Below are 24,703 nucleotides of genomic sequence, written 5' to 3'. Positions count from 1 at the left end.
GACGATCATGAAGTCGATCTTGCTGGGGGCAGCAGCTCTGCTTGCGCTGGCCGCGCCGGCCGCAGCCGCCGACATTCAGCCGCGCACCTACACCAAGGCTCCAGTCTACACGCCGCCGCAGGTGATCTACAACTGGACCGGTTTCTACATCGGCGGCCATGTCGGCGGCGCGTTTGTCGGCGACAACAGCTTCCGGTCGAGCGACGCCCGCTTCCTTGGCGGCGTGCAGGGCGGCTTCGACTACCAGTTCGCGCCCAACTGGGTGGTGGGTATCGAGGCCCAGTATTCCTGGCTGCCGACCAACAACAACGGCGTTACCTTCCCGCTGGGTACCCAGGTGACCTCCAACACCGACCAGATCGGGTCGGTGACCGGTCGCGTCGGCTACACCTGGGGACCGACGCTGCTTTACGCCAAGGGCGGTTATGCCTGGCGGAATAACGGCCTTGGCGTGAACATCGCCGGGGTGCCGCAGGCCTTCACCACCACCGGCAACAACAAGGACGGCTATACCGTCGGCGCCGGCCTCGAATACATGTTCGCGCCGAACTGGTCGGCCAAGGCCGAGTACCAGTATTACAATTTCGGCAGCACCACCTTCACCTCCGGCCCGGCCGACATCGTCGGCGTTCGCGGCCGGGAGGACGAGCATACCGTCAAGGCCGGTGTGAACTACCGCTTTGGCTGGGGCGGCCCGGCGGCCTCGCGCTACTGACCGCCAGCGCCGATCCAACCTGACGAAGGCCGGCTCGCCGGCCTTTCGTTTGCCCGATCTGGCGCCTGGCGGCGCCTTCTTTGCATTCCGTGAACCATCTGGCGCGTCATTTGCTTGCAAACGATGCTGGCGCGCCTTCTCACGCGCGTCATGGGGCTGGCGTAAAGCAAAAATAATTTTTTGCGATTTACGGAACTCGCGCTCCGGAACGCGTTATATGACAATTACCGGGCAGGTGGGACGACGGACATGCGTATCTTGGTGTCGGCAGTGGTGCTCTCGTGCTTCTCCTGCCTGCCGTGCTCTGCACAGACAATCCTCAAATCCGAGCCTCTGATGTTGGCACCGTATGAGGTGGCCTTCGTCAAGGACGCCTCCTGTCCGTCGGGCAAGGTGCTGAAGGTCACCGGCGCCATCCGCGGGCTGCACCGCCGCAAGGCCTGCGTGCCGATGCCAGGCGAGCAGGCCTCGCTTGCGGCCGCTACCCCCTGAGCTTTCGCTCCGGCTCCGCGCCGGAGTTCAGGAATTCAGCTCGAGCTCCATCCTCGACTGCTGATCGGCCTCCGCCTTGTTCTTGGCGGGGTCCTCGCCCTGGGCCGCCTGGCACGGCTCGATCTTGTAGTCGTTGTCGAGCACCCGGCGCGGTCCCGGCCGCTCGTCGTCCGCGGTCACGTCCACGACGAGACCGCTTCGCTGGGCGAGCTTCCAGACGTCGGCCTCACTCGGATAGGCCTTGCTGATCTGGGCGTCGTTGCAGAAGAGGGCGTAGGGCATGCATCCCAACTCCAAGAATGCCCGTTAACGAGCTCATGGGGTAAGGGGTTCCGGCCGCCGGCCGATCACGGGGCCGTGATCATGGCGGGGTGGGCCTTGAGTCCTTAACGAGTCCTAAATCCCGAAAAAAAGAATCCCTGGGACTCGTCGGCCGGAATCAGCGGATGTTTTGCGCCATGACGAGCGACCTGAAGACATCCTGCGGGCACATGCTCCTGCCGCTCACGCTGGCGCTTTTCGGCGCCTGCGCGGCCAATCTCTGGCTGGTCTGGTCCTGGCTTTAGGTCCCCGGCCGGGCGGCTTTTTTTTCGGCCGGTGGGCCGGAGGCGTCGCCGATGGCGGCACGCAACTTGGTCAGGGTCGCCGCACAATATTCCTCACGTTCGCGCTCGAAGCGTTCCTGGTGCTTACGGAAGTTGGCGATGCGGGCCTGCATCTCGCTGCGGAAATCGCCGCTCGTCCGCGGCGGCAGAGGCGCGGGCCGCTGCGGAAGGGGGGCTTGCGGCGGTCCGATCTCGACGGCGATCGCCTCGACGGTGACGATCTCCACCGCGCCGGCGGGGCCAGATACGGGCGTCTCCGGCTGAAGGACGTCATCCTTCCTGCCGGTCACGGATTGGACGAAGGCCAGTGTCTGCGCGATCAGTGCGTCGCGCTCCCTGATCCATTTCATGATCCACCTCAGCCGCGCATATTCCAGCAAAGCGGCTGCTTCGAATCAAGGCTGTTTGCAAAGGGATTGCATATTTTTCCCGGTGGCCCGACACTGGGCAGATGGATGCATCGAAAGAACGCCCGGGCGAGGCGGAGGGCCTCAGGCTCATCCGCGCGTTCCTGACGCTGCCGCCCGACAAGCGGGCGGAGGTGATCGCGTTTGTCGAGGAATTGGCGCGTGTCCACGGCCGGCCCGAGGAGGGCGCGAAGGCCTCGCCGAGGTGAGCGCTACCGCTCGCGCGGATTGACGTTGGGCTCGAACGGCGCGCCGACCACCCGAACCGGGATCTGAGCAGGCGTGCGTGTGGTGAGGTCGATCACGGCTCTATCGGCGGCCCGCGTATCGGAAGCCGGTCCCCGCATCGGCTCGAACAGTGCCAACGTCCCCGGCCACGGCGCTACAGCACAGCGTCACCGTGGCGAGCAGAATCATGTTTCGGTTTTCTTCCTGAATCCGCATGCGCCGACAACGGTTGACGCCGGAGCCGGTTCCGGGGCGGCGATTTTCGATGCGAAAACAGGGGCTCGAGATCGCGCCTAGTGCGGCAGCACAAGGCCGAGCGCGAACACGAACAGCATGGCCGTCATGACGACGGCCGTCACCGCGCCGGCGACGATCTTGGCCTTCTCTTTCGGAGTGGTGGAGCGCATGGGATCTGGACGAGACGAATAACGCGCGTAGGTTTGCTGCCGGGCAATTTCGAACAGTTCGCCTGGGTTGTATAGTGTGCCTGCGCCGGAAAGGCTCGCTCAATGATCGCCGATCGTCCCCCTGTGCTCGCCCACGAGCGCTTCGTCGCCGACCGTGCCAATTTCTCAGGGCTCGATCTCGCCGCGCGGTTCGAGCGGATCGAGCGCACGAACCTCTGGGGCGCTGCCGGCTCGGTGTCGGGCCTCGGCTCGGAGGACCTGGCCACTGCGGCCATCCGGGACGCGCTTCCGCCTTTGCTGCAGCGGCTCGGCGTGCGCTCGCTGCTCGATGCACCTTGCGGCGATGCGGGTTGGATCCGCCGCGTCAAGCTCGACCTCGACTATATCGGCATCGATATCGTGCCCTCGCTGATCGCCGCCAACAACCGGCGTGTGGCGGACGGCGAACTCGCCGGCCGATTCCTGGTTGCCGACATCACGCGTGACTCGCTGCCGCGCGCTGATTTGATCCTGTGCCGGGACTGTCTGGTGCATCTGAGCTTTCAGAACATTGCCCGCGCCACCGCCCGCTTTCGCGAGAGCGGCGCGCAATATCTCCTCGTCACGACGTTTCCGGAATGGGACGACAACCACGATTGCGAGGACGGCGACTGGCGGGCGCTGAACATGGAGAAGGCGCCGTTCGGCTGGCCGGGACCGCTCGCGTTGATCGACGAGCGTTGCGAGGAGGGTGGTGGCGGCTGGCGCGACAAGAGCCTCGGTCTCTGGCGGCTTGACGAATTGTCCGATCCTATCCGCATGGCCGCGGCTGTGTGACGGCGGCGGCACAACGTCGATTGCACCCGCCATCGCGCCGGGGATAGACTTCAGGTTGCGTGAAGCGATCTGCCCTCGCATGCCGGAGCCCACCATGAGCGTACGTGCCGTCTTGGCCGCGTTGTTGATCTGGTGCAGCGCGCCGGCGCTGGCGCAGCAGGAAGGCGCCGCGCTCTACGCCGCGCATTGCGCGCAATGCCACGACGGCGATGCGCAGGCCCGCATGCCGGGTCGCGCCGCGCTGCAGGCGATGTCGTTCGACCACGTGCTGGGGACGTTGACCTCAGGCAGCATGGCGGCTATGGCGAAGGACCGCAGCGATGCCGAACGCCGGGCGATCGCCTCGTTCGTGACCGGCAAGATGCCGACGGGCAGCGCCGCCGCCGACGCGGAGGGCCGCTGCGTGCAGCAGGCGAGCGGCTTTCCGCAAGCCCTCGACGGCCCGCGCTGGAACGGTTGGGGCGTTGACGCCAACAACAGCCGCTTCCAGCCGGCCGACATGGCCGGGCTGACGGCGGCGCAGGTGCCGCATTTGCGGTTGAAATGGGCCTATGCCTTTCCCGGCGCCTCGGTGTCGTTTGCGCCACCCACCATCGTGGGCGGGATGCTGTTCATCGGGGGCACTGATCGCAAGGTCCACGCGCTCGATGCGCGAAGCGGCTGCACGCTGTGGACGTTGGCGCTTGATGCGGCGGTGCGCGCCGCGATCAGCTTTGCGCCGCTTCCGGGCTCCGATCAGTTCGCGATCTTCTTCGGGGATTTGCGCGCCAACGCCTATGCGGTGAACGCGCTGACGGGCGCGCTGATCTGGAAAACCAAGGTGGAGGAGCATGCCGCCGCACGCATCACCGGCGCGCCGACGCTGCATTCAGGTGTGCTCTACGTACCGGTGTCCTCACTCGAGGAAGCCGCCGGCTCGCAAGCCTCTTACGAATGCTGCACCTTCCGCGGCAGCGTGGTGGCGTTGCAGGCCGCGACCGGCAAGATGATCTGGCAGGCGTACACGATCCCCGAGATGCCGCATCCGACCGGCAAGAATGCCAAGGGCACGCAGCTGTTCGGACCGTCCGGCGCCGCCATCTGGTCGGCGCCGACGATCGATGCGCAGCGGGGCGCGGTCTATGTCGCGACCAGCAATTCCTATTCGAATCCGCCGGCTGCGACCGCCGATGCGATCCTTGCTTTCGATCTCGCAACCGGGAAGCTGCTCTGGACGCAGCAGGCGACGCCAAAGGACGCCTTCGTCGTCGCCTGTTTCGGCATGGACAAGACCAATTGTCCCGACGAGCCCGGGCCCGATCACGATTTCGGCCAGTCGCCGATCCTCGTCACCTTGCGCGACGGCAGGCGCATTCTTGCCATCGCGCAGAAGTCCGGCGTCGTGCATGCGCTCGATCCGGACGATGGCGGCAAGATCCTGTGGCAGACCCGGATCGGGAAGGGCGGCGCGCTCGGCGGCAGCGAATGGGGTTCGGCTGCGGACGGCGAGCGCATCTATGTCGCCAACTCCGACGTGCGTTTCAAGCGCGACGGCACGCGGCAGCTCGATTCCACGCAAGGCGGCGGCCTGTTCGGGCTCGATCTTGCCAGCGGCAGAGTTGTTATGGAGGTACCGCCGGTTGCCTGCGGCGAGCGCCCGCAATGCAGCCCCGCGCTCTCGGCGGCGGTGAGCCTGATCCCGGGCGTCGTGTTCTCCGGCGGCGTCAGTGGATTCTTGCGCGCCTACGCCACCGACGGCAAGCTGCTCTGGGAGTTCGACACCGCGCGGGATTTCAAGGCGGTGAACGGGGTCCCTGCCCATGGCGGCGCGATCGACGGCCCCGGGCCCGTCATCGCCGGCGGCATGCTCTACACCAATTCCGGCTACGGCCAATGGAGCGGCGTCGCCGGCAACGTGCTGCTGGCATTCGAGGCCGGGACGGAGTGACAATCTTGCCGCCGTGTCCCGGACGCGCTGCAACGTCTGGAGATGGGTGAGGCTGCTTCCTCAAACTCGTCATTGCGAGCCAACGGGTTCCCGCGCGAAGCGCGGTCCCATGACAGGCTCCGCGAGCAATCCACAGTCTTTCCGCGGAGGCAGTCTGGATTGCTTCGCTTCGCTCGCATGACGAGGGTGAGCAAGGACGCCGCCTCTTGAATTCCAATCGGCCAATGAGGGAATCAGATTCGATGATCGATGCCAGATGCAGCTGCGGCGCGCTTTCGCTGTCGCTTCCGAGACCGTCGCGGCTCGTCGTGGCCTGTCATTGCATCGACTGCCAGCGGCGAACCGGGGCACCGTTCGGTGTCGGCGCGTTCTACCCGATTGAAGCCGTCACGATCTCCGGCGCACCGAAGGAGTATGTTCGTTCCGCCGCAAGCGGGGGCGAGGTCCGCTCTTATTTCTGCTCTGACTGCGGCTCGACCGTCTGTTGGAAGGCCGACAATCTACCTGCGATGATCGGCGTCGCTGTCGGTGCCATCGCGGACCCGGATTACCCGGCGCCCGTCAGATCGGTGTTCGAGCAATCGAAACATGCCTGGGTCGAGATCGGCGACACGGCCGTCGAGCACTTCGAACAGGGCAGCGCGCGGAAGAATTCAGGCTGAGGCGCGGCCATTGAGCGCCGGATGCGGTCGGTGGTTCGGTCAGGGACGCTGCCTGGCATTAGACGGCGCTCCTGTTGTCTGTATCGGTTCACCGGGGGCTCGGTCCAGCGGCGGGTGAGGCCTGGCGAGTCCTACCGTTCCGGGAGGTGCGTCGTTGCTGGCCGTACGGGTATTGACGCGCTCCAACGTGACTGTCGAAGCAACCACGATGGCGATTGCCAAGGCGACAGCGGCTAGGGCTAAGGCTGCCCGATCATTCGGGTCCATCGCTAGACCTCCGCGAGACGGCTCTATGGTCCGATGATAACGCCGAACAGATGATTTCGTTCTTGCGGTGGCCGCCGATGGGAGCCGCTCGCCGGCCGTGGTCGCCTGCTGTCGAAAGTGCATTGGAGCTTCCGGCAACAGCGACACCGTCAAGACGAAGCAGCAAAAGTCACACTGAGAACGGCGCGGGGCTTCGGTTTCCGCGCCCTTCCTTCGAGAGTAGTGCGTGTGTTGAGACTTTCCCTGAACAGCTGGAAGGGTGCACGCGGTGGTTGCCAGAAGAGGGCCGCCCGTGCAGTATTGCAGCGTTGCCCAACAAAGGAGTTTTCATGCGCGCTGTTGTGATTGCAGTTATTGCTCTGGTTGCCACGCCGGCACTCGCGACCTGTAGAGCGTATCTCTGCAAGGCCGTCTGACTGTGATCCCGTAACAGGGTAGCTAGAAGGCAGTCTGAACCTCGACACCTGTATCTTCACTGGCAAAGTGCTGCCTCAAGCCCGCACTTTCGCATCCAACGAAAATCTGATATGTCCCCTCGGAGGAGGACAGCCTCAAGCATTTAGAATTGGGGCAGATCCACACGTGCAAAGCCGCTTACGTGGTGAACAATCTCCATAACACCTCCGCTTGATTTATTCGCTTGCGCGGCTTACGGCGTTGGACAACACTTGTCGTGCAGAAGGCACTCGTCTTCCGACGATTTTTCGGGAAACGACCCGCATAAGCCTTCGATAAATCACGGAGAGGGAGAGAGACGATGCGCCATTGGATGATAGTTGCCGCCTTTTTGCCGATCTTCGGCACAGCCGCGGTAGCCCAGGAGACTGTCAAGATCGGCTACATCGACCCGCTCTCGGGCGGTGGCGCCAGCATCGGCGAAGTCGGACTGAAGACATTTCAGTTCATCGCCGAAGAGCTGAACGCCAAGGGCGGCATCCTCGGCAAGAAAGTCGAGATCGTTCCGTTCGACAACAAGACCAATCCGCAGGAAAGCCTGATCCAGGCGCAGAAGGCGATCGACGCCGGCGTTCGCTACATCACGCAGGGCAACGGTTCCTCCGTCGCCGGGGCGCTGACGGATTTCGTCACCAAGTACAACGAGCGTAATCCCGGCAAGGAGCTGCTCTACTTCAACTATGCCGCGGTCGATCCGGTCCTGACCAATGAGAAGTGCAGCTACTGGCATTTCCGCTGGGATGCGAATTCCGACATCAAGATGGAAGCGCTGACCAACTACATGAAGAGCGCATCCAGCGTCAAAAAGCTCTATCTGATCAACCAGGACTACTCGTTCGGCGAGTCCGTGCGCAAGACCGCCAGGACGATGCTGAAAGCAAAGCGGCCCGACGTCGAGATCGTCGGCGACGAAGTGCACCCGCTGCTGAAGGTCACCGATTTCGCGCCGTATATTGCGAAGATCAAGGCCTCCGGCGCCGACTCCGTCATCACCGGCAACTGGGGACAGGACTTTGCGCTGCTCTTGAAGGCCGCAGCTGACGCAGGCCTCAAGGTCAACTGGTACACCTATTATGCCGGCGGCACCGGCGGGCCGACTGCGATCAAGCAGGCCAACCTCAATCATCAGGTGTTCCAGATAGCCGAGGGCATTCCCAATCTCGGCTATGCGCCGGCCGATACCTTCGAAAAGGCGATCCGCGCCAAGTATGACTTCAGCCTGTTCTATCCGCGCGCGGTCAACCAGATGCGGATGTTTGCCGCCGCGGCCGAAAAGGCCAAGTCGCTCGATCCGGTAAAGGTCGCAGCAGCCCTCGAAGGCATGGAGTTCGAGGTCTATGACGGCGGCAAGGGCAACATGCGCAGGGACGACCACCAGTTCTTCCAGCCAATGTATATCGCCTCGTTCGGCGACCGGACGGAGAAGGAGCCGTTCGAGGAAGAGAAGACCGGCTGGGGCTGGAAGCTCGCCGCCAAGATCGAGGCCGACCAGACCGTGCTGCCCACCACCTGCAAGATGGACCGCCCGAAGTAACTGATTTTGCGCGAAATGCTTCGCCCCGAAGTTTGACCGGGGCGAAGCCAGCTCATCTTGGGGGCGTGTCGTGCTTGAGCTCGTCGTCATTTCCACGCTGAACGGCGTCCTGTTCGGGATGCTGCTGTTCCTGATGGCCAGCGGCCTCACCGTAATCTTCAGCATGCTTGGCGTGCTGAACTTCGCGCATGCCAGCTTCTACATGCTCGGTGCCTTCTTCGGCTTCCAGCTCAGCCGCTGGATAGGTTTTTGGCCGGCGCTGATCATCGCGCCGATTCTCGCGGGTGCGCTCGGTGCCGCGGTCGAGCGCTTTGGGCTGAGGCGGGTGCATCGCAACGGCCACGTCGCCGAGTTGCTCTTCACCTTTGGTCTCGCCTTCGTGATTGAGGAAGTCGTGCAGATCATCTGGGGCAAGAGCCCGGTCGATTTCCGCGTGCCGCCGCTGCTGGATTTTTCCGCCTTCACGATCTTCTCGACCAATTATCCCGCCTACAAGATGTTCATGCTGCTGGTGTCGGTGGTGATCTTCATCGGGCTCCTGCTTGTGCTGAAGAAGACGCGCGTCGGCTTGATCGTGCAGGCCGCCCTGACCCATCCGCAGATGGTCGGCCATCTCGGCCACAATGTCGGGCGCATCTTCATGATGGTGTTCGGCGTAGGCACCGCGCTCGCTGCGGTGGCCGGCGTGATCGCAGGTCCCGCGCTGGTCACGCAATCCAACATGGCTGCGCTGCTCGGGCCGATCCTGTTTGTGGTGGTGGTGGTCGGCGGGCTCGGCTCGCTGCCCGGCGCCTTTGTCGGCTCACTGCTGATCGGCCTCGTGCAGACATTTGCGGTCTCGATGAACGGCTCGCTCGCCGGCGCATTCGGACCGCTCAGCCCTGCCATGGCGCAGACCTGGCTCTCCGATATCTGGGGCGTCACCATCGCGCAGATCGCGCCGATCATGCCCTATGTGCTGCTGGTGCTGATCCTGATTTTCCGTCCGATGGGCCTCTTGGGCACGCGTGAAACATGACCGATTTGACCCAAAGCGTCGCCCCGCCGCACCCGCCGCTAAGCGAGAAGCTGAAATTCTACGGCCTGTGGATCGCCACGGCCGTGGTGCTGATCGTGCTGCCTAAGATTTTCGGATCGGGCGGCGCGCTCACCACGTTCAGCCTGATAGGCATCTCCATCATCTTCTCGCTGTCCTACAACATCCTGCTCGGCCAGACCGGGATGCTATCGTTCGGCCACGCCGTCTATTACGGACTCGGCGGCTTCCTCGTCATCCACGCCATCAACATCATCGGCGCCAACAAGCTGCCGATCCCGCTGCCGCTGGTGCCGCTGATCGGCGGGCTGACCGGGCTGTTTTTCGCAATCCTGCTCGGCTGGGTCTCGACCCAGCGCAGCGGCACTGCCTTTGCGATGATCTCGCTCGGCGTTGCCGAACTGATTGCATCGTCGGCGCTGATCCTGCGCACCTTCTTCGGCGGCGAGGCCGGCATCTCTGCGAACCGCACAAAAGTGTTCCGCCTGTTCGACTGGAGCTTTGGGCCGCAGATCCAGATCTACTATCTCGTCGCGGCATGGACGCTGATCTGCGTCATTGCGATGTATGCGCTGACCCGCACGCCGCTTGGGCGGATGTGCAACGCAGTGCGAGACAATCCGGAGCGGGTGCAGTTCGTCGGCTACGACCCGCATGTGGTGCGTTATCTCGCCTTCTGCTTCTCCGGCTTCTTTGCCGGCATCGCCGGCGGGCTCGCCGCGATCAATTTCGAGATCGCAAACTCCGCCTATCTCGGCGCGGTTCAGTCGGGCACGGTGCTGTTCTCGACCTATATCGGGGGCGTCGGCTATTTCATCGGGCCGATTGTGGGCGCCATCTTCGTCACCGTGCTGTCGCTCAGCCTCTCCGACCTGACCTCAGTGTGGCAGCTCTATTTCGGCTTGTTCTTCATCGCGGTGGTCACCTTCGCGCCCGGTGGCATCACCGGCCTTCTGATGATGCACCGGCCGCTGGTTCGCGGCGGCACGCTGCCAAAAGTGCTGCCCTATTACCTGATCGCACTGGTGCCGACACTGGCGATGGTCGCAGGCATCGTACTCGCGATCGAGACCATCGTGTTTTACACCACCAACCACGGCGACGATCCGAACATCAAGGCGTTCGGCATGAGCTTCAATGCCTCTAGCCCGATCACCTGGACCCTCGCGGCATTCCTGATCGTCGCAGGCTACATCGTGGCGCGGCGGACCTGGAGCTGGCTCGCAAGGGCCTGGGACGAGGCGCTGACCGCGGCACGCGACAGAGGGTATCACGCATGAGCACCCCTGCCATCGAGCTGAAGGACGTCCAGAAGAGCTTTGGCAACATCTCGATCATCCGCGACCTGAACCTGACGGTAAATCAGGGCGAGCGGCATGCGCTGATCGGGCCGAACGGCGCCGGCAAGTCGACTACGTTCAACCTGATTTCCGGCTACATCAAGCCGACTGCGGGCACCGTGAAACTGCGCGGTGAAGAGATCGCGGGGCTGCCGCCCTACCAGATCAACCGCCGCGGCCTGTCGCGCTCGTTCCAGGTTACCAACGTCTTCGCCAATATGAGCGTGTGGGAAAACCTGCGCTGCGCGGTGCTGTGGACCGCCAAGCAACACTATGCGTTCTGGAAGAACGTCGACAACCTCCCCGAGGTGCGCGAGCGCACGGCGGAGGTACTGTCCGATATTGGCCTCGCGTCGCGCCGCGACGTGCCGGCGGGGCTGCTGACCTATGCCGAGCAGCGCGCGCTTGAGATCGGCATCACCATCGCCGGCGGCGCCGACGTGATCCTGCTCGATGAACCCACCGCCGGTATGAGCCATGCCGAGACCGAGAAGGCGGTCACCCTGATCCGCCGGCTCACCGAAGGCCGCACCTTGATGATCGTTGAGCACGACATGAGCGTGGTGTTCGGCCTTGCCCACCGTATCTCGGTGCTGGTCTACGGCCATGTCATCGCCACTGGGACGCCGGAAGAGATCCGCGCCAACGCGAAGGTCAAGGAAGCCTATCTCGGCGAGGAGGCTGCTTGATGCTCGAGGTCAAGGACCTGCACGCCTTCTACGGCAAAAGCCACATCCTGCAGGGCGTCGACATCAACATCGCCGCCGGCGAAGTGGTGAGCCTGCTCGGCCGCAACGGCGTCGGCCGTTCCACCACGGTCAAGGCCATCATGGGCGAAGTGCCGCCGCAGGGCACGATCCGCTTCAAGGGCGCCGATATCGCGGGGCTGCCGAGCTATCGCATCGCCAATCTTGGGCTGGGCTATGTGCCGGAGCATCGAGACATCTTCCCGGGGCTCACGGTGCGGCAAAACCTGCTGCTTGGCATCAAGGACCCGCGCAAGCCGGGCAAGTGGAAGCTCGACGACATGCTCGCGATGTTCCCGAACCTCGCCGCGCGCGCCGATACGGCGGCCGGCGTGCTGTCGGGCGGCGAGAAGCAGATGCTGACGATGTGCCGTACCCTGATGGGCGATCCCGAACTGATCATGATCGACGAGCCGACCGAAGGGCTGGCGCCGCTGATCGTGCAGCAGGTCGGCGACCTCATCGTGGAAATCGCGCGGCGCGGCGTCGCCATCCTGCTGGTGGAACAGAAACTGTCGATAGCGATGCGCATCTCGCATCGCGTCTATGTGATGGGCCACGGCCGCATCGTCTTTGAAGGCGCGCCCGCGGAACTGAAGGCCAATGCGGCCGTGCGGAAGGAATGGCTCGAAGTATAGGCGCCGGAGAAAGCAAGAGCCGGCGCTGATAGTACGGAGGTCGCGATGGACAGATTGTCGGCTCTCGACGCCAGCTTCCTCTACGGCGAAACGCCGGAATCGCCGATGCACGTCGCGGGGCTTGCGATCTGTATTGGGCGCGATTTTTCAGCTTAAATCGCCGGCGATCGATCGCTTAAGGTTCGGACAAAGTAGCCCCTTGTAGCCCTGAGGGGCCCTCGTTCCGGCTATGGCCAGGTAGTTCGGGCTACATTTTCGCCCTAACGTATTGTAAACACTGGTGCCGGCTGAGGGGATTGAACCCCCGACCTTCGGTTTACAAAACCGCTGCTCTACCGCTGAGCTAAGCCGGCGACGCCTGAGAGGCAGGGCAGAGCTCGGCTCGCGCCGGGGCCGTCCACCCGTGCGCGCCGCAATACCAGACTTGATTGGAAAGTGCCAGTAACCGGGATGTTGCCGTCGCAAGTGAATCGGGCGGCCTCGCGGGCCGCCCGATGTGTCGTGTTCGGCTCAAGCCGCCTTACTGGCAGATGTGCCGGCGGCCGTCTGCGCCCTTGAAGTAAGTGCCGGGCGTACAGACGAAGCCGTTGCGCTGGGCATAGGTGCGGGTGTCCCAGCTACGATTGTCCCAGCCGCGGTCATAGGCATAGGAATTGTCCCAGGCGCGGAATGGGGCGGTGGCAATCGCGCCGGCGGTGCCGATCGCGGCGCCGGCGACGCCGGCAGCGACGTCGGTCGGCCAGAAGCCGGTGGGGCTCCTGTTCCAGTCGCGGTTGGTCTGACGATAGGCCGCGCGGCGATGGCGGTACCCGCTATCGGTGGAGACGTTTCCAGCTCCGAAGGTCTGGCAATTGGCGTTGGGGAATTGCGCCGAGCAGCGGCCCGGATTGTTGACGGCCGTCTGCGCCATTGCAGAGCCAGCCAGCATGGTCGCTGCGATCGCCGTGGCCCCGAGAAGCTTGATGGTCATGGTTCTTCGCTCCCATTTTGTTGACAGGAGCTAAACGCCGACGGCGCAGGACGTTCCGATGCAACCGTGGGATTTTTCGGATGCGAACCGTCAAACCGATGTGAGCACGCAGGCGCTGTTCCAGCGGCGAAGTTCCGCGCCGTTAACGCTTCGCTAGCTCGCTGTGCAGCATTTGAGCGGCGCGCAATCCTTGCACGTTAGGCTTACCGGAATTTGGTGATTGAGCCTTAACCCTCTCTGCGTCGCGATCGGTTAGGTTGCCGCCCGGATAACCGGGGTCTCCTCATGCGCGCCGTGGCGCTCGCCGCCTTTCTGATCGGACTGCCTGCGACGGCCTTGGCCGGCGGCTTCGAGATCGTCGTTCCCGGCCGTCCCGGCGTGCCTGTAATCATCAACAACATCGACGCGTCCTATGCCGTCGTCGATGGCACCTGGGGCCTCGGCAAGGGCCAGCAGGTGCAGCCCACGATCTATGGTGGACGCTATATCGCCGAGCGGCAGCCCGACGACGTCGGCCATTATTATCCGACGCTGGGCCTGCGGCCGGGCTACGGCCGGCTCGAGGTCGAGCCGCCGGCGAACCGCAAATTGCCCAAGCCCGCCGAGAGCTACCACCAGAGCTGGGGCGCCTCGTCCGCGCCGCTGCCGGCGCAGATGGACCCGCCCGTCGATCCGCCGCCGGTGATCTACGCGCCAGAGATCAACGACCGTGCTCGGCCTCCTCGGCCGCGGCCGCGCACAGAGATACCCGGCAGGCCGCCGGGTTGAGAAACGTGACAACCAAAAACGGAAATCAACAGGAGAGTATAATGCGTCAGATGATTTCGGGACTGGTCGCGGCAGCTGCCGTGATGTTCGCCGCCACCGCGCCGGCCGCGGCCTGCGGCTTCACCACGTGCGCGCCGGTGGCGCCGGTCTATACCGGCTGCAACACCGGGTGCGGCTACGGATACGGCTACGGCGCCTATGAGCGTCTCGCCGAGCCGACCACGCAGTATTATTACGTCAACCAGGGCCCGACCTATACCGGTCCGGGCGCTTTCGCGCCGTATCCGACCTACCGCGAGGACGCTGTCGTCGCGCCCGCGAATTATGGCTATGGCTATGGCTATCGCGCCGCTGCGGTCGCGCCGCCGGCCGCTTATCCCTATCGCCGCCCGTACTTCCGTCCGTATCGCTACGGCTACGGCCCCCGCTACGGCTACCTGCCGCGCGTGCACTACGGCCATGCTCACCGCTACGGCTACGCCCACCGCCACGCGCCGTACTATTATGGCGGTCACCGCGTGCTGCGCCGCTATTACTGATCTCTGATCGGTTGGAGCCAACGAAACGTCTGTCCGCGCGATGCGGACGGGCGTTTTGTTTTATCTGCGCTTCATCAGCCCGAGCCGGCTCGCGCCGACATAGAGCGCGAGCACGGCAGCGTTCGAGACGTTGAGGCTCTTGATCTCGCCGGGCATGTCGAGCCGCGCCACGACGCTGCAGGTTTCGCGGGTCAATTGCCGGAGGCCTTTGCCTTCGGCGCCCAGCACGAGAGCAAGCGGCTGGCGTAGCGCGACATCGCTGATATCTTCACTGCCTTCGCTGTCGAGGCCGACGGTCTGGAAGCCGCGCTCGTTCAGCGCCGTCAGCGCGCGGGCGAGATTTTGCACGGTGACAACAGGCACCAGCTCGAGCGCGCCGGAGGCCGCCTTCGCCAGCACGCCGGTCGCTTCCGGGCTGTGGCGCGCGGTGGTGACGATCGCCTTCACCGCGAACGCGGCGGCCGAGCGCAGGATGGCGCCGACATTGTGGGGATCGGTGATCTGGTCGAGCACCAGCACCATGCCGTCCTGCGTCAAGGTCTCGATCTCGGGCGAGGGCAGGGGGTCGGCCTCTGCGAGGAGGCCCTGGTGCACGGCGTCGGGCGACAGCAGCCGGTCGATCTCCTGGGGCCGCACGATCTCGGGCGCCACCCGGGTCTCGATGTGCTCTTCCGCAAGGCGCCTTGCGGCGTTCTCGGTCAGTGTCAGCTTGCGGATCCGTCGTCGCGGGTTGGCGAGCGCCATGGTGACGGTGTGCCAGCCATAGAGAATGACGGGGCCGTCGCCTTGCGAATCACGGTCGCGCCAAGCCGGCCGGCCGGCCGATTTTCCGGGCCTGTTGAAGGGCTTAGCCCCGCCGCGAGCCCCCTTGGGGCCGAATTTTCGATCCTTCATGGGCTCGCTTCTGTCATGGGTTCCGGAATATGGCAATTTCGGTGCCTGCGAGGGCGATTTTAGCTGCTTGCCTCGGTTGACTTTGCCCCACCGCTTCGCCCATAAACGCGCCCGGTCGCGCCCCGATCCGGGTTGTCGCGGCCTTCACGTTCCATGGCCGTCTTCGGTCCGCCGGCAAGGTCCGGCCCGATTGTGCTGCCGTCGAGCGGGGGAGTGTCCCGAGTGGCAAAGGGAGCTGACTGTAAATCAGCCGCCTCATGGCTTCGCAGGTTCGAGTCCTGCCTCCCCCACCAGCCTTCGCTCGCTTCGCGAGCTACGGCTAGGCAAGCCCGCATAAGTGCTCGTAGCGCGAAGTGAGCGAAGGCTGTCACGCCGTAGCCCGCAGGGCGTAGGCGGACCGAGACGGTTTCAAAAGCACGCTACTCCATCATCTCCCGCACCAGCCGCACCACCTTCCGCCCATAAAGCTCGATGCTCCGCATCAGCTTGTCATGCGGCAATGGGCCCGCCGAATACTTCAACTGAAACCGCGAAATGCCGAGCGCCTTTGCGGTCTTCGCGATCTTCCGCGCGACCGTTTCCGGCGCGCCGACATAGAGCGAGCCGTGCTCGGCCTCATGGACGAACTCGTCGCGTCCCATCGGTGGCCAGCCGCGTTCCTTGCCGATGCGGTCGCGCATCGCCTTGTAATCGGGCCACAGCTCCTCGCGCGCCTGCGCATCCGTCTCGGCGACATAGCCCGGCGAATGCACGCCGATCGGCTGGGCCGGGCGGCCGAACTCCCTGAACGCGCGATGATAGAGCTCGACATAGGGCGCAAAGCGCTTCGGATCGCCGCCGATGATCGCGAGCATCAGGGGCAAATCGTAATGCGCGGCGCGCACCACCGATTGCGGACTGCCGCCGACGCCGATCCAGGTTTTCAGCGTGCCGTTCTCGACCGGCGGATAGACCAGTTGCTCCTTCAGCGGCGGGCGCAGCTTGCCTTGCCAGGTCACCGGCTGCTGCGACAACAGCGCGGCGAACAAATCGAGCTTCTCCTCGAACAGCTCTTCATATTTGCGCAGGTCGAAGCCGAACAGCGGGAAGGATTCGGTGAACGAGCCGCGGCCGAGGATCACCTCGGCGCGTCCGTTCGAGACCGCATCCAGCGTGGCAAAGCGCTGGAACACGCGGATGGGATCATCCGAAGACAACACCGTCACGGCCGAGCCGAGATGGATGCGCGTGGTCCGCGATGCGATCGCCGCGAGCACGGTTTCAGGCGAGGAGATCGCGAAATCGGCGCGGTGATGCTCGCCGAGTCCGATGAAGTCGAGGCCGAGCTCGTCGGCCAGCACCGCTTCGTCGACGACGTTGCGGATCACCTGCGCATGCGGAAGCATGGCACCGGAGCCGCCCCTGGTGACGTCGCCAAAGGTGTCCAGTCCGAATTCGAGCGTTGCGGTCATCGATGAGGTCTCTGCGGGGTGCGACAGGCCCGCCATGGGAGGGAAATACTTGCCGTGCAGCTAGGGCGGGGGAGCTGCTCCGACAATGCTGATCCGGGAAAGGCATCGTTTCCGATTCTTCATCGAACCTAGGGGCTCAGTCGGACCTGGCGAACATCTCGACCAGGGTTTCGCGCAGCCAGCGCTGCGCCGGCACGGTGTCGTTGCGCTGGTGCCAGAACAGGCTGACGATGCGCGGCGGCGCTTTGAGGGGAAGCGGCATGGCGTGCAGAAGCGGTGCATGCCTTGATTGCGAGCGCAGGTCGCTCGGCAGCACGGCGATCAGGTCGGATTGCCGCACGACCTCGTAGGCGGCGCTGTAGTGATTGACGGTGGCGACCAGATTGCGCGACAGCCCGCGCGAGGCGAGGAAGAGGTCGTAGGACGGCATGGTCTTGCCGGCGAGGCTGACGTCGACATGACCCGCGTTCAGGAAGGTCCGCGTGCTCAGCCGTTTCTGGGCGGCGAGCGGATGGCCGCGTCGCATGAAGCAGGCATAGTCGACCGTCCACAGCGAGCGCGAGCGGATCGCGGCCGGTTGCTGCGCCTCGTTGACATAGACGCTGAGCACGCAGTCCACTCTGTTGTCCTCGAGCTGGTCGGCGATCTCGACAACGGTATTGGGCACGGTGTGGACGCGCGATTTCGGCGCAACCTTGCCGAGATGGTCGAGCAGGTTCGGCATCACCAGCGAGGAAACATAGTCCGACATCGACAGGCTGAATTCGGTCTGTGCACGTGCAGGATCGAACACCTGCTCGTCGAGTGCACCGCGCACGCTTTCCAGTGCCTCGCCGATCGGCTCCCACAGCACCACGGCGCGCTGGGTCGGGCGAATGCCGGTGCCGGCGCGCACGAACAGGGGATCCCCGAGCGCGTCGCGCAGCCGCGCAAGCGCATTGCTGACCGCGGGCTGGGTCATTCGCAACGCATTCGCGGCGCGCGTGACGCTGCCCTCGGTCATCAGCGCCTCGAACACTTTCAGGAGGTTGAGGTCGAGCGCGCGGAACGACACAGACATTCACCATAGTGATATATCAGATCATGATTATAAATTATGACGATAATGTCGCTTTGTCTATGGTTCCCTCCCGAGCGGCGCGCCGGGCCCGTGACATCAGAGGGGGACTTTCATGTCGATGATTTCGGCGCGCATCGAGCGCCTTCCGTTCGCACGCTTCCACACGCACCTGCTGCTGATGGGCGGGCTCGGCTACATGTTCGACGCGATGGACGCGGCGGTGCTGGCCTTCATCCTGCCGGTGCTGCGCACGGCATGGAACCTGACGAGCGTGCAGATCGGTGTGCTCGGCAGCAGCACCTATATCGGCTTCCTGTTCGGCGCGTTGCTGGCGGGTACGCTGGGCGACCTGATCGGTCGCCGTGCGGTGATGATGTCGGCGCTGGCGCTGTATTGCGCGGCCTCGATCGTGAGCGCGATGGTCGACACATGGCCGTCCTTCTTCGCGGCGCGCGTCGTGGCCGGCATGGGCACCGGCGCGGAGAGCGCAATCATCGCGCCTTATCTCGCGGAGTTCGTGGCGCGGCGCTATCGCGGCGCCTTCACCGGAGCCCTCGCCGGCTTCTTCTCCTTCGGTTTCGTTGCTGCGGCCTTGCTCGGCTACTTCATCGTGCCCACTTCCGACAACGGCTGGCGTATCGTGCTGGTTATCACCGCGGTTCCGGTCGTCATGCTGCTGTGGTGGCGCAAGTCGCTGCCGGAATCGCCGCGCTGGCTCGAAAGCCGGGGCAGGGGCAAGGAAGCCGAAGCCCTGCTGGACAGGATCGAGGCGGGCTTTGCGCGCGAAGGCCACGTCCTGCCGCAGCCGGTGGTCGAAGCAGCAGTGCCGACGGGGGCGGGCGGAACGCTGCTCGCCAATTTCGCGGCGTTGCTCGCGGGCCGGCAGGCGCGCATTACCATCATGACCTGGATCATGTGGCTGGCGATCACCTTCAGCTATTATTCCTTCTTCGTCTGGATCCCCGGCCTCCTGGTCCAGAACGGCATGAGCATCACCAAGAGCTTCGCCTATTCGATCGCGATCTATTGCGCGCAGATCCCCGGCTATTTCAGCGCCGCGTATTTCAACGAGCGCATTGGCCGGCAGGCGACGATCGCGACGTACATGGTGCTCGGCGGCATCAGCGCGCTCGGTCTCGCCTTCGCGCAGAGCGACCAGCAGATCATGGCGGCGGGAATCTTCCTGTCGCTGTTCATGAACGGCACCTATGCAGGCGTCTATGCCTATACCGCCGAGGTGTTCCCGACGCCGGTCAGGACCACGGGCGCAGGCCTTGCGTCGGCGATCGGTCGCATCGGCGCGATCGTCTCGCCGATCCTGGTCGGTTATCTCTATCCGAACTTCGGCTTCGCCGGCGTGTTCGGCGTCACCACCACCGTGCTGCTGCTCGGGGCTGTCACCGTCGTCCTGATGGGCGTGCCGACCCGCGGCCGTTCGCTGGAGGAGATCGCGGCGGGCGAGGTGGCATGACGCGGCCGAAGCTGCATGCCGATCCTTGGCTCTGCGCCGTCGCGGCGGCGCAGGGCAGGGTGGACCAGCCGGATGCGCTGTTCGCGGCGCTCGATCAAGGTTTGAACTCGGCGATCGGCCACAAGCTGTTCACGGTCCTCACCTATGACGAGGCGACCAGCGAACTGGCGCGCCTCTACTCCAATCTGCCCGGTCTATACCCGACCGGCGGACGCAAGCGTCTCGCACCGGGCCCTTGGACCGAGGCCGTGCTGGACCGCGGCGAGGCCTATATCGGCTATACGCGGGATGATCTGCGCACCGTGTTCTCCGATCACGAACTGATCGCTTCCCTGGGCTGCGAGAGCGTGCTCAACATGCCCGTGCGCTGGCGTGGCCGCACGCTCGGCTCGCTCAATCTGCTTCACGAGGCGGGCTGGTACGGCGAGGACGATGCCGCCGCGTGCCTTCCATTTGCACAGCTCGCGCTGCCCGCGCTGCTGACAGCGACTTCGTCCTGACCTGACAGGAAACGATCATGACCAGCATCCTCTTCAAGAACGCCGCTCTGCTCGACCCGCTCCAGCCGGACTTGCTGGAGGGACGGCACGTGCTGGTCGAGGACAATGTGATCAAGGAGGTCTCCGACCGTCCGCTCCAGGCCACCGCCGATCGCACCATCGATCTCAAAGGTAAGACGCTGATGCCCGGGCTGATCGATCTTCATGTTCACGCGATCGCCGTCGAGCTCAACCTGGCGCAGCAGGTGCACATGCCGAACGTGCTGGTGACGCTGCGCTCGACGCTGCTCCTGCGCGGCATGCTGCGGCGTGGCTTCACTACGGTGCGCGATGCCGGCGGTGCCGGCCATGCGCTGAAGCAGGCGATCGAGACCGGTCTCACCGACGGGCCGCGGCTGTTCGTCTCCGGCCGCGCGCTCAGCCAGACCGGCGGCCACGGCGACATGCGGGCACGTTCCGATTACCTCGCCAGCGACGCGCCATGTCCGTGCTGCGTGCGGGTCGGCGCGCTGGCGCGCGTCGCCGACGGCGTCGACGGCGTGCGCAAGGCGGCGCGCGAGGAGCTGCAGATGGGTGCCGATCAGATCAAGATCATGGCCTCCGGCGGCGTCGCCTCGCCGACCGATCCGGTCGGCGCCTTCGGCTACTCCGAGGACGAGATCCGCGCCATCGTCGAGGAGGCGCGTGGGCGCCAGACCTATGTGCTCGCGCACGCCTATACCGCTGCGGCCATCGAACGCGCGGTCCGCTGCGGCGTGCGTACCATCGAGCACGGCAATCTGGTGGATGCGCCGACCGCGCGGCTGATGGCCGAGAGGGGCGCCTATGTGGTGCCGACGCTCGTCACTTACGAGGCGCTGGCCAACGAGGGTGCGCAATATGGCCTGCCGCCGGAGAGTGTGGCCAAGATCGCCGATGTCCGCGACGCCGGCCTGCGCTCGCTCGCGATCTATCGCGATGCCGGTGTGAAGATGGGGTTCGGCAGCGATCTGCTCGGGCCGTCGCAGCGCCTGCAGAGCGACGAATTTTGCATCCGCGCCGAGATTCTCGGCCCGCGCGCCGTCATCGCCAGCGCGACATTGATTGGCGCAGAGGTGCTCGGCATGGAGGGCAAGCTTGGCCGCATCGTGCCGGAGGCTCTCGCGGACCTGCTGGTGATCGACGGCAACCCGCTGCGCGATGTTGCCTGTCTGCTCGGTCAGGGCGAGCACATTCCGCTGGTGATGAAGGCGGGCAAGGTGCAGTTCGACAGGCTGAATGCCTAAAGCGTTTTCGAGCGAAGTGGATACCGGTTCGCGTAAAGAAAACGCGTCAAAACAAGGCGCCAACTACCGCCACATCCCGCGCATCTTGGCCCCGATGTCGATCTTCGGCCCCTGCGCCGCGGTGCGCGCGGCACCGGCTGTGGTTTTTGGCCAGGCGGTGCGCTCGAACAGGTAGACCAGGGATTCCGGGATGAAGCGGGTGCGCGAGGCGTAGACGTGGCGGTCGCCCTTGGCGGCCTGGCCGTGGACGAAGAAGCGCTGCGGAACGACGAGATGGAGGTCGTCCTTGGCGCGGGTCATGGCGACATAGAGCAGGCGGCGCTCCTCCTCGAGTTCGGCGCTGGTGCCGGCGCCGAGATCGGACGGCATGCAGCCGTCGACGACGTTGAGCACGAACACCGACTTCCATTCCTGGCCCTTGGCGGAATGAATGGTGGAGAGGATGAGATAATCCTCGTCGCGCAAGGGTGGACCGGATTTGTCGCTGGTCGCATCCGGCGGATCGAGCGTGAGCTCGGTCAAAAACTTCTCGCGCGAGGCATAGCCGCTCGCGATCTGCTCGAGCTGCATCAGATCGGCGCGGCGCGTCTCGGCATCTTCATGGATGCGATCGAGATGCGGCTCATACCAGAGCCGCACGCGCTCGAGATCGATCGGCCATTCCGAATAGCGCAAATTTTCCACCGTGCGGACGAAGTCGGTCCAGTCCTCGCCGGTGCGCGCGGGCCCCGGCAGCCGGCCGAGCGCGGCAAGCGGGTCCGTGCTCTCCGCCATCTGGTCGAGCACGCGTTGTGCGGTCGCAGGCCCAATGCCCGGTAGCAGATGCAGGATGCGAAAGCCGGCGACGCGGTCGCGCGGATTCTCGGCGAAGCGCAACAGCGCCAGCACGTCCTTGACGTGCGCGGCATCGAGGAATTTCAGCCCGCCGAACTTGACGAAGGGGATGTTGCGGCGGGTCAGCTCGATCTCGAGCGGACCCGAATGCGAGGAGGTGCGGAACAGCACCGCCTGGTGCTTGAGCAGCGCGCCTTGCTCGCGGTTCGCCAGCACCGCCTCGACGATGTAGCGCGCCTGGTCGGCCTCGTCGTGCACGGTGACGAGCTGCGGCTTGCTGCCCGAGGTGCGGTCGGTCCAGAGATTTTTTGTGAAGCGCTCGCGGGCGAGGCCGATGACGCCGTTCGCCGCCGACAGCACCGCTTGCGTCGAGCGATAGTTGCGGTCGAGCGTGATCATCTCCGCGCGCGGCGAGAAGCTTTGCGGAAAGTCCAGGATGTTGCGCACCGTGGCGGCGCGGAACGAATAGATCGACTGCGCGTCGTCGCCGACCACGGTGAGGCCGCGTCCGTCGGGCTTGAGCGCCAGCAGGATCGAGGATTGCAGGCGGTTGGTGTCCTGATATTCGTCGACCAGCACGTGATCGAAGCGGCCGCCGATCTCCTCAGCGATCAGCGCATCGCTCATCATCTGCGACCAGTACAGCAGCAAATCGTCGTAATCGAGCACGTGCTGGGTCTGCTTGGCCTCGACATAGGCGGCGAACAGGCCCTTCAGCTCGGCGGCCCAGCCTGCGCACCAGGGATAGTGCTGGCCGAGCACCTTCTCGATCTCCATCTCGGCATTGACGCAGCGGGAATAGATCGACAGGCAGGTGCCCTTGGCAGGAAAGCGGGTTTCCGTCTTCGACAATCCGCGCTCGTGCCGGACCAGATTCATCAGGTCGGCCGAATCCTCCCGGTCATGGATGGTGAAGGCGGGATCGACGCCGATCCGCTCGGCATATTCGCGCAGGAGCCGCGCGCCGATGCCGTGGAAGGTGCCGGCCCAGGTCAGCGCATCGCGCATGATCGCGGCGTTGTTCTCGCCCAGCACCTTGCGGGCGATGCGCTCGACCCGACCGGCCATCTCCGCGGCGGCGCGGCGGGAGAACGTCATCAGCAGGATGCGGCGGGGATCGGCGCCTGCGACGATCAGATGGGCGACCCGGTGGGCCAGCGTGTTGGTCTTGCCGGAGCCGGCACCGGCGATGACGAGCAGGGGGCCGCCCACAGTCGAGCCCTCGGCCACGCCATGCTCGACGGCGCGGCGCTGCTCCGCATTGAGCGTGTCCAGATATGTCGCCACGAATCGCCCCGGTGAAAGGATGAGACTCGGCGATCCCGGCGCGAATCGCAATGCGGCTGGACGGAACTGGAATTAGGATTTAGGGGGAAGAGGCCCCTTTGGTTCCAGCACCCCCATGACCGAGATGACCGAGCTCAAGCCCGACCAGTTCGAGATGCGGCGGCTGGAATCGCTCAGCAACACCATTTTCGGCGTCGCCATGACACTGCTGGCCTACGACCTGCCGAAGGCGGCGGTGTTCGCCAGCGCCCCTGGCTGGAGCGAGCTCGCCCAGGTCTATTCCGGCAAGCTGGCCGGGCTGGCGCTGAGCTTCATCATTGCCGGCGTGTTCTGGATCAGCCACCACCGCCGGCTGGCACGCCAGCCGATCGGCAGCCGCGGCGACGTGATCCTCAATCTGTTCTTCCTGCTCTCGATCGTGCTGCTGCCGGTCACCAACGGCCTCTACACCAATTACGGCATGAGCAACGCCGTCGCCGTGCTCTACGGCTTGCATCTGACCGCGATCGCTGGCCTCAACGCCTGGCTGTGGTGGACGATCCTGGGCGGCTGGCGCAACGAGATCATGGCCTCGCTGTTTCCGCTGCTGGTGTTCATCCCGGGCACGATCGTTGCGGCGTTTGCGCCGCAGGTCGCACCCTTCCTGTGGTTCATCGCTTTCGGCGGCATCGTGATCCAGCGCTTCCTTCCCAAGCGAACGGGGCCGGGCGCCTAGAGCATGATCCGGAAAAGTGGGTAGCGGTTTTCCGAAAAGATCATGCTCAAACAACAACCTAAAGCGCGATGACGATTCATCTTGATCGCATCGCGGGACTCAGCCGGATGTCGCGCCGAACCCATCGGCCGGCACGTAAAGCTTGACCGGGCGGATCTCGTACACAGCCGTCGGATTGACCGCACGCAGCTTCCGCGCCGCTGCGATCGCCTCCTCCTCGGTGGCGCATTGCATCAAATGGAAGCCCAGAAGCTGCTCCTTGGTCTCGGCAAACGGCCCGTCCAGCACCATTCCCGCGCCGGGGCCACGCAAGGTGCGGGCCTTCCGGGTCTCATCCAGCCGGGCCGCCGGTCCAAACTGGCCGCTGGCCCGCAGCGGCGCCTGAACCTCGATGACTTTGGCGACGACCGCGGCGTCCTGCTCCGGCGTCCAGGACAGCACTTCGTCTTCCACGTGATAGGCCAGGATGGCGTACAGCATCGTCACCTCTTTCTTTTCTGCGCAAGTCCCAAGGACGCGGCACTGCAGCCCCTGCCGACAATCCCCAAGCAAAATATTGCGTGGCCGGCAAGCGGCGAAACCGTCCTGAAACCCGATTGCGACCCTTGCGATGTGAACGCCGCCGGAACGGGCCGCGACTGATGAACCACGAACAACAAGCTTTTGCTGGAGG

At 64.6% G+C, this 24,703-nt stretch carries 26 protein-coding genes and 2 tRNA genes; 18 read left to right on the top strand and 10 right to left on the bottom strand.

Going from position 1 to position 24,703, the window contains the following annotated elements:
* Positions 1–7: 7 nt before the first annotated feature.
* Positions 8–715, top strand: coding sequence for an outer membrane protein (locus N2604_RS27420; RefSeq protein WP_260371212.1), 708 nt, complete (start codon positions 8–10; stop codon positions 713–715).
* Between the two features lie 249 nt (positions 716–964).
* Complete coding sequence (locus N2604_RS39460) at positions 965–1,207, top strand: DUF6719 family protein (protein ID WP_311739668.1); 243 nt, start codon at positions 965–967, stop codon at positions 1,205–1,207.
* Positions 1,208–1,234: 27 nt separating this feature from the next.
* On the opposite strand, the gene N2604_RS27410 is transcribed toward N2604_RS39460, so the two are convergent.
* Positions 1,235–1,489, bottom strand: a complete 255-nt coding sequence (locus tag N2604_RS27410) for a hypothetical protein (protein WP_260371211.1) — start codon at positions 1,487–1,489, stop codon at positions 1,235–1,237.
* Positions 1,490–1,769: 280 nt separating this feature from the next.
* Positions 1,770–2,162 carry a hypothetical protein gene (locus N2604_RS27405; protein ID WP_260371210.1) on the bottom strand — a complete coding sequence of 131 codons (393 nt, stop codon included), beginning with the start codon at positions 2,160–2,162 and terminating at the stop codon, positions 1,770–1,772.
* 101 nt (positions 2,163–2,263) lie between these two features.
* Here N2604_RS27405 and N2604_RS27400 point away from each other — a divergent pair, with 101 nt between their 5' ends.
* Positions 2,264–2,428, top strand: a complete 165-nt coding sequence (locus tag N2604_RS27400) for a hypothetical protein (RefSeq protein ID WP_260371209.1) — start codon at positions 2,264–2,266, stop codon at positions 2,426–2,428.
* Between the two features lie 3 nt (positions 2,429–2,431).
* Here the strand turns inward: N2604_RS27400 and N2604_RS27395 are convergent, their stop codons facing one another.
* Complete coding sequence (locus N2604_RS27395) at positions 2,432–2,584, bottom strand: hypothetical protein (protein ID WP_311739667.1); 153 nt, start codon at positions 2,582–2,584, stop codon at positions 2,432–2,434.
* A 372-nt stretch (positions 2,585–2,956) separates the two neighbouring features.
* Here N2604_RS27395 and N2604_RS27390 point away from each other — a divergent pair, with 372 nt between their 5' ends.
* The 8 genes from N2604_RS27390 (at position 2,957) to N2604_RS27355 (ending at position 12,276) form a co-directional block, all read left to right on the top strand.
* Positions 2,957–3,670 carry a class I SAM-dependent methyltransferase gene (locus tag N2604_RS27390; RefSeq protein ID WP_260371208.1) on the top strand — a complete coding sequence of 238 codons (714 nt, stop codon included), beginning with the start codon at positions 2,957–2,959 and terminating at the stop codon, positions 3,668–3,670.
* A gap of 94 nt (positions 3,671–3,764) precedes the next feature.
* Complete coding sequence (locus N2604_RS27385; RefSeq protein WP_260371207.1) at positions 3,765–5,597, top strand: PQQ-binding-like beta-propeller repeat protein; 1,833 nt, start codon at positions 3,765–3,767, stop codon at positions 5,595–5,597.
* A gap of 242 nt (positions 5,598–5,839) precedes the next feature.
* On the top strand, positions 5,840–6,259 hold the full coding sequence (locus N2604_RS27380; RefSeq protein WP_260371206.1) for a GFA family protein: 420 nt from the start codon (positions 5,840–5,842) through the stop codon (positions 6,257–6,259).
* A 1,024-nt stretch (positions 6,260–7,283) separates the two neighbouring features.
* Positions 7,284–8,516: a branched-chain amino acid ABC transporter substrate-binding protein gene (locus tag N2604_RS27375; RefSeq protein ID WP_260371205.1), complete on the top strand. Its 1,233-nt coding sequence runs from the start codon at positions 7,284–7,286 to the stop codon at positions 8,514–8,516.
* Between the two features lie 70 nt (positions 8,517–8,586).
* On the top strand, positions 8,587–9,534 hold the full coding sequence (locus tag N2604_RS27370; protein WP_260371204.1) for a branched-chain amino acid ABC transporter permease: 948 nt from the start codon (positions 8,587–8,589) through the stop codon (positions 9,532–9,534).
* On the top strand, positions 9,531–10,832 hold the full coding sequence (locus tag N2604_RS27365) for a branched-chain amino acid ABC transporter permease (RefSeq protein WP_260371203.1): 1,302 nt from the start codon (positions 9,531–9,533) through the stop codon (positions 10,830–10,832). The genes N2604_RS27370 and N2604_RS27365 overlap by 4 nt, the downstream gene beginning before the upstream one ends.
* Positions 10,829–11,581 (top strand): ABC transporter ATP-binding protein, encoded by a 753-nt coding sequence (locus N2604_RS27360; RefSeq protein WP_260371202.1) that lies wholly within the window; start codon positions 10,829–10,831, stop codon positions 11,579–11,581. The genes N2604_RS27365 and N2604_RS27360 overlap by 4 nt, the downstream gene beginning before the upstream one ends.
* Entirely contained in the window at positions 11,581–12,276 is a 696-nt protein-coding gene (locus N2604_RS27355) for an ABC transporter ATP-binding protein (protein WP_260371201.1), read from the top strand. The genes N2604_RS27360 and N2604_RS27355 overlap by 1 nt, the downstream gene beginning before the upstream one ends.
* A gap of 278 nt (positions 12,277–12,554) precedes the next feature.
* On the opposite strand, the gene N2604_RS27350 is transcribed toward N2604_RS27355, so the two are convergent.
* Positions 12,555–12,629, bottom strand: a tRNA-Thr gene (locus N2604_RS27350).
* A gap of 167 nt (positions 12,630–12,796) precedes the next feature.
* Positions 12,797–13,246 carry a hypothetical protein gene (locus tag N2604_RS27345; protein WP_260371200.1) on the bottom strand — a complete coding sequence of 150 codons (450 nt, stop codon included), beginning with the start codon at positions 13,244–13,246 and terminating at the stop codon, positions 12,797–12,799.
* 285 nt (positions 13,247–13,531) lie between these two features.
* Here N2604_RS27345 and N2604_RS27340 point away from each other — a divergent pair, with 285 nt between their 5' ends.
* Positions 13,532–14,014 (top strand): hypothetical protein, encoded by a 483-nt coding sequence (locus N2604_RS27340; protein WP_260371199.1) that lies wholly within the window; start codon positions 13,532–13,534, stop codon positions 14,012–14,014.
* 41 nt (positions 14,015–14,055) lie between these two features.
* Entirely contained in the window at positions 14,056–14,553 is a 498-nt protein-coding gene (locus N2604_RS27335) for a hypothetical protein (protein ID WP_260371198.1), read from the top strand.
* Between the two features lie 60 nt (positions 14,554–14,613).
* Here the strand turns inward: N2604_RS27335 and rlmB are convergent, their stop codons facing one another.
* A complete protein-coding gene (gene rlmB / locus N2604_RS27330; protein WP_260371197.1) occupies positions 14,614–15,447 on the bottom strand; it encodes a 23S rRNA (guanosine(2251)-2'-O)-methyltransferase RlmB in 834 nt (277 codons plus the stop codon).
* 207 nt (positions 15,448–15,654) lie between these two features.
* Between rlmB and N2604_RS27325 the strand changes: the two genes are divergently transcribed.
* Positions 15,655–15,740 (top strand) — tRNA-Tyr (locus tag N2604_RS27325).
* A gap of 126 nt (positions 15,741–15,866) precedes the next feature.
* Here N2604_RS27325 and N2604_RS27320 read toward each other — a convergent pair.
* Both N2604_RS27320 and N2604_RS27315 read right to left on the bottom strand, forming a co-directional pair.
* Positions 15,867–16,898, bottom strand: coding sequence for an LLM class flavin-dependent oxidoreductase (locus tag N2604_RS27320; RefSeq protein WP_260371196.1), 1,032 nt, complete (start codon positions 16,896–16,898; stop codon positions 15,867–15,869).
* Between the two features lie 136 nt (positions 16,899–17,034).
* A complete protein-coding gene (locus N2604_RS27315; protein WP_172783141.1) occupies positions 17,035–17,958 on the bottom strand; it encodes a LysR family transcriptional regulator in 924 nt (307 codons plus the stop codon).
* Between the two features lie 112 nt (positions 17,959–18,070).
* Here N2604_RS27315 and N2604_RS27310 point away from each other — a divergent pair, with 112 nt between their 5' ends.
* Genes N2604_RS27310 through N2604_RS27300 form a run of 3 tightly spaced genes read left to right on the top strand, consistent with a single transcriptional unit; the run spans position 18,071 to position 21,194 of the window.
* A complete protein-coding gene (locus N2604_RS27310; RefSeq protein WP_260371195.1) occupies positions 18,071–19,429 on the top strand; it encodes an MFS transporter in 1,359 nt (452 codons plus the stop codon).
* On the top strand, positions 19,426–19,929 hold the full coding sequence (locus N2604_RS27305) for a GAF domain-containing protein (RefSeq protein ID WP_260371194.1): 504 nt from the start codon (positions 19,426–19,428) through the stop codon (positions 19,927–19,929). The genes N2604_RS27310 and N2604_RS27305 overlap by 4 nt, the downstream gene beginning before the upstream one ends.
* Positions 19,930–19,946: 17 nt before the next feature.
* Entirely contained in the window at positions 19,947–21,194 is a 1,248-nt protein-coding gene (locus N2604_RS27300; RefSeq protein ID WP_260371193.1) for an amidohydrolase family protein, read from the top strand.
* A 63-nt stretch (positions 21,195–21,257) separates the two neighbouring features.
* Here N2604_RS27300 and N2604_RS27295 read toward each other — a convergent pair whose 3' ends face one another.
* On the bottom strand, positions 21,258–23,315 hold the full coding sequence (locus N2604_RS27295) for an ATP-dependent helicase (protein WP_260371192.1): 2,058 nt from the start codon (positions 23,313–23,315) through the stop codon (positions 21,258–21,260).
* A 124-nt stretch (positions 23,316–23,439) separates the two neighbouring features.
* On the opposite strand from N2604_RS27295, the gene N2604_RS27290 reads away from it, so the two are divergent.
* Entirely contained in the window at positions 23,440–24,030 is a 591-nt protein-coding gene (locus N2604_RS27290; protein WP_260376315.1) for a TMEM175 family protein, read from the top strand.
* Between the two features lie 99 nt (positions 24,031–24,129).
* Here N2604_RS27290 and N2604_RS27285 read toward each other — a convergent pair whose 3' ends face one another.
* Complete coding sequence (locus tag N2604_RS27285; protein WP_172783148.1) at positions 24,130–24,510, bottom strand: YciI family protein; 381 nt, start codon at positions 24,508–24,510, stop codon at positions 24,130–24,132.
* Positions 24,511–24,703: the final 193 nt, after the last annotated feature.

Origin of the sequence: Bradyrhizobium sp. CB1015, assembly GCF_025200925.1 — a bacterium.
Lineage (GTDB): Bacteria > Pseudomonadota > Alphaproteobacteria > Rhizobiales > Xanthobacteraceae > Bradyrhizobium.
This window is presented reverse-complemented; position numbering and strand designations above follow the sequence as displayed.